This is a genomic window from Ruegeria sp. BJ6, assembly GCF_056537885.1.
This window is the reverse complement of the sequence record NZ_JBQFSG010000008.1, coordinates 125,591-137,813: the sequence shown is the minus strand read 5'-3', so window position 1 is coordinate 137,813 and position 12,223 is coordinate 125,591. Positions and strand designations below refer to the sequence as shown.

Genomic DNA, 12,223 nt, shown 5'->3' with positions numbered 1-12,223 from the left:
CATGACCGAAAGCCCAATTGATCATGAAATCTTCCTGGAGCTAAAAGACGCAACAGGTGAAGATTTTGCCGCCGAACTTGTAAGCACATTTCTTGACGAAGCCCCCGGCATGATTGCCGAATTGAAAGCGGCAGCAGGCGAGGCAGATGCCGACAGGTACCGCCGCGCCGCCCATTCCATTAAGTCCAATGCCAATACATTTGGGGCAACAGCGCTTGCCGAACAGGCAAAAAAAGTTGAACTCGGTGAACCGCCCGTGACCGGAGATCTTACGGATGCGCTCGCACTGGAGGTCGCCCTCGATACTGCCGCCGCGGCCCTACGGAGCTTGATTGATGACTGATGCCCCCGGCCATTTACTCATTGTCGACGACAACAAGGTGAACCGCCTGCTTTTGTCTCGCAGTGTGGAGCTTTTGGGCCATCAGGCGTCGGTTGCGGAAAACGGTCTGGTCGCAATGGAAATGCTATCCAGCCAGCCATTTGACCTGCTTCTATTGGATATCGAGATGCCGGAAATGGACGGTTTTCAGGTTCTGGAAGCGATCAAGTCGGACACCGAGCTACGGGATCTGCCAGTGATTGTAACGTCGTCTGTCGAAGGACTCGACAATGTTGTGCGTTGTATTGAACTGGGTGCCGAAGACTACTTGCCAAAACCGGTCAACAAGACGCTTCTTAGTGCCCGCGTCTCAAGTGGCCTTGAAAAGAAAAGACTTCGGGACGAACAAAAACGTCTGCTGGAACGCTTTGCGACAACCGAAGTTGCTCAGGACTTGCAAGAGTCGGGCTTTGCCATTGGCGGCAAGCGTGCCAACGCGTCGGTTCTCTTTTGTGACATTCGAGGCTTCACGACATTGTCGGAAAACCTCGCCCCTGAGGAAACGATTGATCTGCTCAATACCTTCTACACGTTGATGTTCGAGGCGGTCACCAGCAATGGAGGCATTGTCAGCCTGATGTTGGGAGACGGCCTTATGGCACTTTTCGGCGTTCCGCAGCCATTACCCAACTCAGCGCAAAGCGCGGTGGCCGCAGGACAAGAAATGCACAACATGATTGAGATACTAAATCTCGAACGACGCGCAGAAGGGAAAAGTGACCTAAAGATCGGCATCGGAATCGCAACTGGCGAAGTCGTCGCTGGCTATGCCGGTACGGACAACCGGGCGACGTATACTTGTATCGGATCGACCGTAAACCTTGCTGCTCGCCTTGAAGCAGAAACGCAGAAAACTGGCAGCCGGACATTGATTGATCAAGCAACCTTCGATCTGCTGGAAGGGGCTAACATATTGGAGACATTCGGTGAAACCAGGATCAAAGGTTTCTCCGATTTGTTCGACATTCACGCGTTGTGACAAATCGTGCAACGTTTTGGACAAGATCGTGGTTCACACAAAATTTGCGGTTCCCGCTTACATCCCATTGCAGAGCAAGGGCACGCCTTCGCCCCCGCTTGAGAACATTCAAATCTAACTCTCTGTGTCACAGTTATTGGCGGCCCAAAGCCTCCATCCGATAATCGGTGCGATGGCAGCAGGTTGGGTCCTTGCAATTCTCCGGCGACGTGCAGCACGCTGGAGACGCAGCGAAGGCTAAATTTCGGGAGAAAGGCAAAACACTATCCTGCCCTTCATTCTCAGTTGTCTGAAAGACGCCATCCTTGGCGATCGGACGATGCATTCAAGTGTTCGATGAACAGCCTAAGCGGCATCATGGATCTGTATTCTCGTGGAAAGTAGAGAAAAATGCCCGGAGTTGTGCCAAGGAACCTTTCGAGTACGGGGCTCAGAACGCCGGAGTCGATCTCATCGGCAACGTAGTCCCGAAAGGTGTAGACCAATCCCAACCCCTGTTTGGCCAGATCGACGGAGGCCGGAAGGGTGTTTGTGATCAGGTTGCCCTGCACATCAACGGAATACTCCCCGTCCTGCGCCCGAAAGCTCCAAGGTGCAATCCGACCTGAAGACTGGAACCTGTAGCCAATGCAGCTGTGGTCGAGAAGATCGCGCGGGGTTTCAGGAGTTCCATGGGCCGCCAAGTAGTCCGGACAAGCCACCACGGCAAGCGGCAACGGTGGCGTCAGGCGCACTGCTACCATGTCCAGCGCAATGCGGTCCCCCAAACGGAATCCCGCATGAAGTTCCTCACCCAGAATGTCCGAGAGTGCATCGGTCAGAGAAAGTTCCAGTTCAATCTCCGGGTATTTGGCGCAGAAGCTTTTCAGGACCGGGCTGACAAACAGATGATAGGCAAATTCCGGCATCGCCAGCCTCAGCGTGCCTCTGGCAGCGTGCCCAGTGCTGCGTGCGCTTTCGACGGCCTCAGAGAGTTGATCGAAAGCCGGGCCTGCCCCACGGATCAACGCCCGTCCTGCCTCGGTCAGGCTGATTGATCGCGTTGTGCGAATGAACAGCGCGGTGCCAAGCTGATCCTCGAGTGTTTTCAACTGATGACTGACAGTTGAAGGCTTGATGCCAAGCGCCTCGGCTGCGGCGCGCAGCGAACCGTGGCGAGCAATTGCTACGAAAATTTCAAGCGTGGCGAGGGGCAAACGCATGGGGGCTCCGACTTAGGTGATTATTCGATATGATACATGAAAGAAGTGAAAAGCGAGGCAATTATCTCAGCAGCGTATCACACCTAAATTCACCTCACCGCAGCACAGCCTGACCCAAGAGGATGAACGCGCCATGACCATAGCTACGGCGTTTGCCTCCGCCCTCGTCGCAAGGGATATCGCCTTGGGGGCAACCCGCTCGGTCGAAGACAGAGCCGATACGGCGAACTGCGCGGCCACCCTTTATAAAAGCGGACCCACCGGCGGCCTTTTGGGGACCGACAACCAATCGAATGGTGAAATACATGAGTGACTATCCTGAAATCCGCGGTTTCATCGCTGACTGGTTTGCTCGATTTGACCGGCTGGACCCGATCGAAGTGTTCCTGCGCGATCTACATCCGGATGTGGCATGGGACATGCCCGATGCGGACACCAGCCTCACCGGCCACGACCGCGTGCGCGCTTGGTATGCCGGGGTGCTAAAGACACTTCAGAGACCCACCGAACACCATGTGAGCAAGATTGATATCACACCCGACGCTGCGCGGTTCGAAGTTCTGTTCCGTGCCAGAACCTTATCGGGCGAACGCATCGAAGCCCGAGTACAAGAAAGTTGGCGCTTTGACACCCGGCCCGACGGTCGCCCGCTCATCACCTCCTATTCCGCAAAGTTTCTGTAAGAGGCAGACATATGAAAACTCTCGTTCTCACTGCGCATCCGGACCTGAACAGATCGCGCATCAATCGTGCATGGTTCGAAGCGTTGTCCGAAGCGACCAACGTGTCCACCCGCGACTTGACCGACATCGGCGGTTCCGGGATGCGGTTTGACATTGCCAACGAGCAGGCCTTGCTGTTGGCGCATGATAGGGTCGTGTTCCAGTTTCCCTTCTACTGGTATTCCGCCCCACCAGTGATGAAAGCCTGGATGGATCAGGTTTTGAGCTATGGCTTCGCTTATGGGCCGGGCGGCGACCAACTGAAAGGGCGTGAGTTTCTGATCCTTGTCTCCACAGGCGGGCCCGAACACAGCTATCACGCTGGCGGCTACAACAACTACACGATGGCTGAATTCCTGAAACCCTTTCAGCAGACGGCCAATTTGGCGGGCATGACCTATCTTCGCCCGTTTGTGGCGCACGGCATGGCCCTCGCTACACAAGAGCAGATCGAAGCAAATGTGCCCGAGATGCTGGCCCATCTGACCGACCCGGATCTGGACCCCAAGGTCAAACAAGCACGCCTGCTCAAGCAATTGGAAGACGATCCAACCAAGGCTGCCGCAGTCAGCTAAGGCTTGCGCCTCAATACCATGCCAAAGTGCCCACGCTGAACTTTCGGCACGCAACCTTTTCAGCGTGGGTTCATTCTGATCAATCAATATATAGAATGTCGGCAAGCCCAATATTCTGCGAGATACCCGTGTCCGAGATCGATCAACTGAACCAATGGCTGATTTCCGAGGGGCGGCTGCTTGGCGATGAAGTCGAAATCGTCAGGGGCTATTGCGAAGGCTTGGTTCGACTGGGCGTGCCGCTGGCGCGCGCACGGATCGCGCAAAACTATTCCAACCCTCTTCTGAGTGCCTGGGGCATAATCTGGACCCCAGAAGAAACCCAACGCTACGTCGTTCCCACGACGGTTTTGTCAACAAGCGCATGGCATGGGAGCCCATTCGAGTTTGTAGTCACTCAACGTCGCCCGTTGCGCAAGCGGCTGATCAGCCTCGACCTAGAGGCTGAACATCCGGTCTATACGGAGCTTGCCGACACAGGAGCAACCGATTTTCTGGCCATTCCCCTGGAGCATGGCAACGGTTCAGTGCAAGGCACCAGCTTCACCACGGACGCAGACAGCGGATTTTCTGACGAGCACATTCGGTACATCGAAGACACGCGCTATGCGCTTGCGGCGGCCCTGGAACCCATTGCCATGCGCAACTCGCAAAAGAGCCTTCTGCAGACCTATCTCGGTCACGGTCCTGCCGAAGAAATCGGGCAAGGTCATATTAAGCGCGGAGAGCACAGAACAGTCTCTGCCGCGATCCTGTTCGCAGACCTCCGGGGCTTTACCGAGAAAGCAGAGGCCTGGCCCGAGACCCAATTGCTGGACATGATGGGAGACTATTTCGAGATGGTTGTCTCTCCCATTCGGCAGAAGGGGGGTGATGTCCTCAAATTTATGGGTGATGGCATTCTTGCCGTGTTCAATGTCGAGGACAGTGCCGAAAAATCCTGCAAGTCCGCTGTCGAGGCTGCGAAGATGTCATTGGCCAATCTACAAGATTACAACGAAGCCGGGATGCGCGAGGACCGGGAGCCTATTGAATTCGTAATCGGCATAGACTTTGGCCAAGTGACTTTCGGCAATATCGGCAGTCCCGACCGATTGGATTTCACAGTTGTTGGTCAAGCCGTAAACGTGGCCAGCCGCGTTCAGGGTCTTTGCAAAGAACTGGACGAAAAAATTCTAATGACAGCAAATGTCGCACGACATACGGGTGACGCGGCCCAATCTGTCGGCTTCCGCTCTATTCGAGGACTGCCACAGGATATAGAGGTTTTCACCACAGCGACCTAAGGTCCCACCTTGTAATGCGATAGAAACATCGCGACGCAGTCCTGCATGATACCGTCTGTTTTCTGCTTCTCGCCCAACAAGAATTCCGGCCAGAAAAAGAAATTCTTCACCAGTGCAAGCAGCTGACCCGTGGCAAAGGCGGGATCGGCTTTTCGCAGAGCACCGGCCTCCATCGCGCCAGCTATGAGCTGCGTTATCGGGTAGTCGTGCGTGGCAGTTTCGGCAAAGAAGGCGCGTGAGCGGTCCAGGTCGCGCAAGAACTCAGAAATCACCATACGGTTGAGCCCCATGGCTTCGGGCTCGGTGATGACCGTCACGTAGTGTTCCAAAGCTTCAAGCATTTGTTCTTCCAAGTCGCGCGCTGGATCGTAGGCGACAGGTTTCATCGCCTCGTTGCGCGCAATCATGATCTGGGTGATCGCGTTGAACAGCGCCTCTTTCGTCGCGAAGTGATTGTAGAGCGTGCGACTCGAGACACCGGCCCGTTTGGCGATTTGCGTAGTCTTGGCGGCGAGAAATCCGTTCTCCCGGAACTCTTCAATCGCTGCCTCGATAATATTTTGTCGTTTCTTTTCAGTCAGCTTCACGCCACTTCACCTCGTTTGGCGGAAAAATGTAAAAAGTTCTATTTACATTCTGTCCGCTTTTCCTAAATGTAAACTCACAAGTTTACAATACAACCCCAAAAGGATGTTCGGATGATCAAGCTCACAAGACGCCGTCTAATTCAATTCACTTCTTCCGCTTCCGTACTGTCCTTCGCAGGCTGGGGCGCAAAAGCAAATCAGACATCTCGATCATCGATAGAGGTGAACTCGAACATGAACGCTATTGCCGCTGGAAAAAACGACATCACCTTCAAATCCATGGGTCTGAAGTTGGCTGCCAACCTTTATACGCCCAAGGGCTTTGACCCCGAAGGTAGCTACCCAGCGGTTGTCATGTCTTCGGCCTTCAACCAGGTGAAGGAACAGACCATGGCCGTCTATGGCCCGCGCCTGGCGGCGCTGGGATATGTTGCTATAGGCTTTGACCATATCGGCTATGGCGAAAGCGAAGGCGAAATTCGCAATAACGAGAATTCGTGGATCAAGATTGAAAGCATCCGCGACGCAATAAGTTTCATGGGCACGCTGCCCTTCGTGGATCGCGACAACCTGTTTGGCCTCGGCGTCTGCGCCTCTGGTGGTTACATGGCGTTGGTTGCAACCACCGACAAACGGCTCAAGGCCATCGCCTCCGTATCCGGCATGTTGGGCAATCAGATGAGCTATTTTGGTGCAATGGACCGCGAGACCGTGACCGGCCTGATCGCAGCACAAAATGCCGGTCGTCAGAAAGCCTATGAAACCGGAGTGATCGATTATGTGGATGCACTGAACATGGCTGCGGCCAAGGTCGCCCCCGAGGGCACGGCTATGCGCGAAGGCTATGACTACTACATGACCGAACGTGCGGGAGCGATGACCTATCCGACCTACAGCAACATGTCGCCATCCTTCATGCTGGAGGCACCGATGCTGGCGGATGCAATGAGCTATGCGCCTTATCTCTACACGCCCTTCATCGGCATATATGGAGAGAAAGCGATGGTCGACACAGCCCCGCTGACGATTGCCTTTCACGAAAAGGCTTCCGAGCCCAAGGAACTGGTCGAGATCCCCGGCGCCTCGCACGTTTCGCTTTATGACATCCCCGAGGATGTCGACCATGCCATCGCGGCCATGGACGGGTTCTTCAGAAAACACGGCGGAGCCGACGCCTAAGACTGCCTACATCACCACTCGCAGTTCAAGATCGCCCCGGTTGAACGATCCAACTCGACATAATCAAGTAGGAGACCTCTCATGTCCTTCGATAGAAATTCCACCTCCAGCGATGTTCTGCAGGGCATCGATCTGACCGGAAAAACCGCACTTGTGACCGGTGGCTCAACCGGGTTGGGGGCCGAAACGGCCCGTGCGCTGGCAAGCAGCGGCGCGTCAGTGACCATCGTGGCACGGTCTGCGGAAAAACTGGCCAAGGTCGCAGAGACCATTAAAGCGGAAACCGGTCAGGACGTGGAAACCGCGACGTTGGAACTGGACAAATGTGGGACGACACATAGTTTTGCCATTTGGCACCCATAGTCGTTCCACTGGCGATAGACCCTTCCATTTCTTGGCGTAGTTTGCTTTGTGGCCTCGCAGTGAAGTCGAACACCGGAATCCGATTTGACGGAGGTGGTCGGGTCTGGATGCATTTGTCATGACCTCGGATCGGCTCAATTAACGTCCAGGCGCGTAGGGACGACTTACAGGGTTTTCGATCGAACGTTGTCAGTTATAATTTCGCCGCAGCTCACGAAAAATACTCGATGACCACCCAAGCGGACCTTTGCTGCCTACGCAGGACCGATCAACAAAGATGGTAGCGGCGCGAAAAATGCGGACTTTGCAAAGTCTAGGGTCGGCCAAAGCCGACATTAATAGTTTGGTTGGAAAATTAATTCAGCAAGGTCTGTTGTGTGGGCAGATCCTCTATCAATATTCTACCGGCGATGTTTCTTGCTTCCTGCGCAATTCCGAACGTCCACCTGAAAAGTTTTTGAGAGAAGACCGGACCGATTAAACTCTACCCATGGCCTATTTCTACTTAGACGATAGCAAACATCACATACATGGCTTTTCCCTCGCTGCTTTCGCGATCTGTGACGAAGACCCTCATGAGGAGCTGGAAGCAGTCTTTGCGACGTGTGGGTTCGATCTATCAACCTACGAGTACAAATCCTCTACAAAAATGCGCGACAACCTGGGTCTGCAGCGCTTGCGCGACTCATTGAGAAGCTTTGTAAGGTCCAAATGTCAGATCGCTGTCTGCGTTGTTGATGGAGACAAGCAGATCGGCCCCGCGTCCCTCGAACTCTTGAAGAAAGCGATCTTGCACCCAAAACTGCTCAATCAACACCATCAGGTTTTCTTTGATGAAGGTCTCTTCACGTCCGAAGGTAAAGGAAGAAGTATCGCTACAGAAATCAGTGGCCTCAACAATTGCACGATTCACTTTGAACAGGACTCGCAGCGTATATCAGGGATCCAAGTGGCCGATCTAATTGCTCACACCTGCGGAACGATGCTTCTTGATGCGCTAGGGAAGATCAACAAGATCGTCAACGTGCCAAACTCCGGATATGACGACGATGTGGAAATCGATCTCGGGTTCGAAATGTGGGCAGGCATACGCTACGCATTCTTGAGCGTGAACAACGGCGCTGACATCGACGATGAAGATTTTGCAGTTGTGCTAGTCGAACCACACGGATTGTACATTGATCCAAGCGTATCCCCCGAGGTCACAGCAGCCGCCCGCAAACGGTTCGGATCGATGTATCTAGGTTGCATCCACTGAGTGATTATCCGTCCAGAGGGACTTCCCGTTCGGCCCAGCCAGTCATTGACAACAATGCGAGTCGTTGCGCGCGACCTCTCCAAAGCGGTCGCTCATGAGGGATTGGCGCCTGGCTGGCAGACAATAATGACGCTTGAATTTGCTTTTCATTGAAGCCAGTGATCGCCTTGCCAGTTATTCGCTTCATCTTTAGCGTGAGTGCTGAACAAATCCTTGGGTGACAAGAGCTTTCAGGCTTCTCTCGGCCCAGTAGTACTTCGAATTGGCGGTGCCGTGACAAGACAAGAGCTACTTCAGAAATCAGCCACACTACTTGGACGATTTGCCTATGAGGTGAGAGTTTCAAATGCGCTAGGATTGTTTGACATCAACACCGTAGCCGAAGATCTACTTGTGCCAATCTTTGCGACGATTTTGGATTGCCCGAATCTCCAAAACCAGAATCGCATTCAGATGAATTTCCCAGCTGTAGATCTGGGATGCAACGAAAGTCGAATATCCATTCAGGTAACTTCTGATGCATCCAGCGGCAAGATCAACGAGACACTAGGGAAGTTCCAGTCTCACGGCCTCGATGCCGATTTCGATCGGGTTTTGGTGTACGTACTCACTGAGAGGCAACAGTCCTACAATTCCAAGACGCTCGCAACAACCGTCGCAGGCTTGCCGATAGAATTCAGCACATCTCGCGATATCTTGGATTTCCACGACTTGGCGCAATTGATCGGCGAGCTTTCAAATGACAGAATCCAACGAGTTTGTGATCTTTTGGAAGAGGAGTTCAAGAAAGCAGATGCCAATGCGAAATTTCGCTCCGAACTGGATGCCTTCCTGAGCGTAAGTGGCCATAAAATTGAAGACGAAAAACGCACGAAAAAGTACATCCCTTCGGTGTTCGTAGAAACATCTGGAACCAAGGAGCAGATGCGGTTTTTTGCGCACCCTATGTTTTTCCACAGAAAGATTGATGACGCGCTTAGACGCTTCAGCCTAGAGCAATTCAACGAACTCTTACGGTTGGCTCAAATTGACGAGGTGCAAGGTGACCTGCCTTCGCTGGCCAGCCTGCCAGCCCCCAAAGACTTACCTGATCTACGAAATCGGCTAACGGCACAACTAGAGGAAACATCCCAGCTTAAAGAACAAGTCTCAGTCTTCTCATGGTACAGCGAACGTGCGGAGCGGTATGTGCCCAAGGACTACCAAACTGGATATTGGTCGGTATTTGAATTTAATGTCGAATCCAATGGGAGTGGAGTGTACCGTTCACTCGACAAGATCACAGATCAGATAAGCCTAGCTCTGGCAAAGATATTCCTCGTGACGGGAATGGCTGGACAAGGAAAAACAAACTTTGTTTGCGATTTGGTCGAGAACCAGTTCAGGAAATTTGAGATTCCAACGATCTTCATCCCGGCAAGGAAGTTGAACGATTTTCAAGGACCCAATCGAATACGAGACTACATCGCGAATAATAGGTTTGCGCCTGAAGCTAGCGACATTCATGAGCTGCTGGCTGTGTTTGACGAGGTAGCCAAGGAATGTGGCAAACCGTTCATTCTCGCCATTGATGGGATCAACGAAGTAGGCGACCTTGACGGCTTTGTCTCGGAGCTACGAGTTTTTTTGGATGCACTTTGCCAGTACGATTTCGTCAAAGTAATCATAACTTGCCGAAACGAGTTCTTTGACCACAAGTTTGCCGGGGTGTTCGAGCCGGAATTCGCAAACCATTTGCATCGGGTTCAAGACCTTCGGAACCAGATGTCTGAAGATAACAAGGCTCGATTGCTTCGCTCATACCTTGAGCATTTTCAGATAGATGTAAGCCTTTCTAGTTCGGCGAAAGAGTTCCTTAAAAACGACCTCATACTGCTCAGAATATTCTGTGATATTCACGAAGGGAAAAGCATTGGGAACGTACCGGAAATCTACAAGGGCGATCTTTTTGAAGCGTATCTGACAATGAAGATAAAGGAATTTCCTGCGCCTTTGCAGCGAAAAGCATTGGCATCGATATACAAAATCTGCGCGGGAATGTTGGAAAAAGGGGAGTTTGCACGACTTCAGCTGGATGGGTTTGAAGGTGCAGAAATAGATATTGTCGACAAACTGATAGGGGAAGATATCATCCTCAGAAGAGAGCTTCCTAATACTGGCCTCGCATCAATTGGTGTTGAAAATATCTCATTTACTTATGATGAAATGAGGGATTTCCTGCTCGCATATTTCGTAGTTTTTGAACTTGCAGCGACCGCGCCCGAGAAAGTGGATGAAATATTTGAGGCGGTAACCGCTTGGCCAATTTACGAAGGTTTCTTTCGATACGCTTACGTTCTGGCAAGAAAGAACAACAGCGAAAGCGTTGTAAGAACGTGCGAAGCTTTCGATGACTTTGATCAGCACTATCTCAACAATTTGGAACTCTTGTCTGACGAAGTGCAAACGGAAGCTGATGTTTCACGAGTGAGGTCACTATTGCAAAGCCTCAGTGTTGTGAATGACATTCGTCACCTTGCTTGGACTTTGTTCCGAAAAAGAGATGAAGCCGCTCCTTTGAGTGTTCAGGTTTTGACAGACCACCTCGCCGATCTGGACGATGCTGCCCTGGAAAAATTCGTGAAAGCAATGTTCTCGTCTGAGCATGGTTACGTAGACGATCGTTGGAAGGATAGAGTGAGTCACCTCTTGAAGAGCTTGCTTGGGCTTGATGATGACCACCAACTTGGTCTTGGAATTCCTGCATTGGCTGTGGCGCTGTATTTTGTGCCTTTTGCGCGTTGGGATGAACGAGAAGCTACGAAGAACCTTTTCTCGCAAAGGGCAGATGAACCAGTATTCCGCGATGCAGTCAGCATGTGTAACCAAGCGAGGTCAGACTCTGTGCGAGCGTGCATAGCGGAAATCTTCGGTGAACAGGCGTTTGCATGAGAGACGATATTAAACTGATCCTTCCAACATCGTGGGAGCCGGACAAGGATGCCTTTCTCGCAAGGCTTGGGGTCGCCAAAGGGGGCTTAGGAGAGCATTTTTTCGGTAGTGTTTACGATGCATTCTTTATCCATGCCATTGATGTAAAACGAGAGTTTGAGAAGTACTACTCGGTCGAATATGCAAGCTTGGCCGACTACATGGAGATTCAGTATGGGGAGGTTTTGAGCGAAGTCGACTTGGAATGTGAACATATATTCTTAGTGACTTGGATACCCCAAGTCATTGATGAGGACTACGAGAACAACAAATTTGATGTAGTGATTGAGTGCATCCGGGAATTAGAAAGGTCTCAAAATGAAGATCAAACTTGATTTCGTTTCGAACAGTTCATCGACGTCATTTGTGTATATTTCTGAGGCTGAACTGACTGAAGACGCCTTCTTAGAAGCTGCGGGTGTAGATCGTGACGGCCCCGTCGGTGACCTGTTTGTGCAGATGCATGGAGAGATTGAGTATGCGCTGCAAAGGGGTACTACGGTGACCTCTAAAGAAGCTGCCAATCAACTTTCGGGAACACATGAATTCACTCCCGAGGTAATCCAGCGGATGAAAGACGCCATCGATCAAGGTAAAAAGGTTTCGACAGGTTCGCTTAGCAGCGACGGGCCTCTCGCTGAGTCCCTCCTTTGCATGGCCATGTTTGAGGTCGAGTCTGAGGCCTTTTACATTAACGCATACAACAATTATTGGTGATCT

General features: G+C 52.0%; 14 protein-coding genes. 12 read left to right on the top strand and 2 right to left on the bottom strand.

Features of this window, described 5'->3' with window-relative positions; translation table 11 throughout:
• Nucleotide 1: 1 nt before the first annotated feature.
• Both ACR0D6_RS16455 and ACR0D6_RS16450 read left to right on the top strand, forming a co-directional pair.
• A complete protein-coding gene (locus ACR0D6_RS16455; RefSeq protein ID WP_480766293.1) occupies nt 2-343 on the top strand; it encodes an Hpt domain-containing protein in 342 nt (113 codons plus the stop codon).
• Nucleotides 336-1,361 carry an adenylate/guanylate cyclase domain-containing protein gene (locus tag ACR0D6_RS16450; RefSeq protein WP_480766292.1) on the top strand — a complete coding sequence of 342 codons (1,026 nt, stop codon included), beginning with the start codon at nt 336-338 and terminating at the stop codon, nt 1,359-1,361. The genes ACR0D6_RS16455 and ACR0D6_RS16450 overlap by 8 nt, the downstream gene beginning before the upstream one ends.
• Before the next feature lie 281 nt (nt 1,362-1,642).
• On the opposite strand, the gene ACR0D6_RS16445 is transcribed toward ACR0D6_RS16450, so the two are convergent.
• Nucleotides 1,643-2,563, bottom strand: coding sequence for a LysR family transcriptional regulator (locus tag ACR0D6_RS16445; RefSeq protein WP_480766291.1), 921 nt, complete (start codon nt 2,561-2,563; stop codon nt 1,643-1,645).
• A 133-nt stretch (nt 2,564-2,696) separates the two neighbouring features.
• On the opposite strand from ACR0D6_RS16445, the gene ACR0D6_RS16440 reads away from it, so the two are divergent.
• The 4 genes from ACR0D6_RS16440 to ACR0D6_RS16425 all read left to right on the top strand — a co-directional run bounded on the left by ACR0D6_RS16440 (nt 2,697) and on the right by ACR0D6_RS16425 (nt 5,146).
• The gene (locus ACR0D6_RS16440; protein WP_480766290.1) at nt 2,697-2,876 is read left to right on the top strand and encodes a hypothetical protein; all 180 of its coding nucleotides are present in this window, start codon (nt 2,697-2,699) and stop codon (nt 2,874-2,876) included.
• A complete protein-coding gene (locus ACR0D6_RS16435; RefSeq protein WP_480766289.1) occupies nt 2,869-3,246 on the top strand; it encodes a nuclear transport factor 2 family protein in 378 nt (125 codons plus the stop codon). The genes ACR0D6_RS16440 and ACR0D6_RS16435 overlap by 8 nt, the downstream gene beginning before the upstream one ends.
• A gap of 11 nt (nt 3,247-3,257) precedes the next feature.
• Nucleotides 3,258-3,860, top strand: coding sequence for an NAD(P)H-dependent oxidoreductase (locus tag ACR0D6_RS16430; RefSeq protein ID WP_480766288.1), 603 nt, complete (start codon nt 3,258-3,260; stop codon nt 3,858-3,860).
• Between the two features lie 95 nt (nt 3,861-3,955).
• A complete protein-coding gene (locus tag ACR0D6_RS16425) occupies nt 3,956-5,146 on the top strand; it encodes an adenylate/guanylate cyclase domain-containing protein (protein ID WP_480766287.1) in 1,191 nt (396 codons plus the stop codon).
• Here the strand turns inward: ACR0D6_RS16425 and ACR0D6_RS16420 are convergent.
• Nucleotides 5,143-5,733 carry a TetR/AcrR family transcriptional regulator gene (locus tag ACR0D6_RS16420; protein ID WP_480766286.1) on the bottom strand — a complete coding sequence of 197 codons (591 nt, stop codon included), beginning with the start codon at nt 5,731-5,733 and terminating at the stop codon, nt 5,143-5,145. The two genes, ACR0D6_RS16425 and ACR0D6_RS16420, sit on opposite strands and share 4 nt — an antisense overlap.
• Nucleotides 5,734-5,967: 234 nt before the next feature.
• Here ACR0D6_RS16420 and ACR0D6_RS16415 point away from each other — a divergent pair, with 234 nt between their 5' ends.
• From ACR0D6_RS16415 to ACR0D6_RS16390, 6 genes are all read left to right on the top strand, one after another.
• Nucleotides 5,968-6,912 (top strand): alpha/beta hydrolase, encoded by a 945-nt coding sequence (locus tag ACR0D6_RS16415; RefSeq protein ID WP_480766285.1) that lies wholly within the window; start codon nt 5,968-5,970, stop codon nt 6,910-6,912.
• A gap of 81 nt (nt 6,913-6,993) precedes the next feature.
• The gene (locus ACR0D6_RS16410; protein WP_480766284.1) at nt 6,994-7,275 is read left to right on the top strand and encodes an SDR family NAD(P)-dependent oxidoreductase; all 282 of its coding nucleotides are present in this window, start codon (nt 6,994-6,996) and stop codon (nt 7,273-7,275) included.
• A 490-nt stretch (nt 7,276-7,765) separates the two neighbouring features.
• Nucleotides 7,766-8,533: a DUF3800 domain-containing protein gene (locus ACR0D6_RS16405; RefSeq protein WP_480766283.1), complete on the top strand. Its 768-nt coding sequence runs from the start codon at nt 7,766-7,768 to the stop codon at nt 8,531-8,533.
• A 198-nt stretch (nt 8,534-8,731) separates the two neighbouring features.
• The gene (locus ACR0D6_RS16400) at nt 8,732-11,464 is read left to right on the top strand and encodes an SMEK domain-containing protein (protein WP_480766282.1); all 2,733 of its coding nucleotides are present in this window, start codon (nt 8,732-8,734) and stop codon (nt 11,462-11,464) included.
• Nucleotides 11,461-11,838, top strand: a complete 378-nt coding sequence (locus tag ACR0D6_RS16395) for a hypothetical protein (protein ID WP_480766281.1) — start codon at nt 11,461-11,463, stop codon at nt 11,836-11,838. Before ACR0D6_RS16400 ends, ACR0D6_RS16395 begins: the two co-directional genes overlap by 4 nt.
• On the top strand, nt 11,822-12,220 hold the full coding sequence (locus ACR0D6_RS16390; RefSeq protein ID WP_480766280.1) for a hypothetical protein: 399 nt from the start codon (nt 11,822-11,824) through the stop codon (nt 12,218-12,220). The genes ACR0D6_RS16395 and ACR0D6_RS16390 overlap by 17 nt, the downstream gene beginning before the upstream one ends.
• The last annotated feature ends 3 nt before the right edge of the window (nt 12,221-12,223 follow it).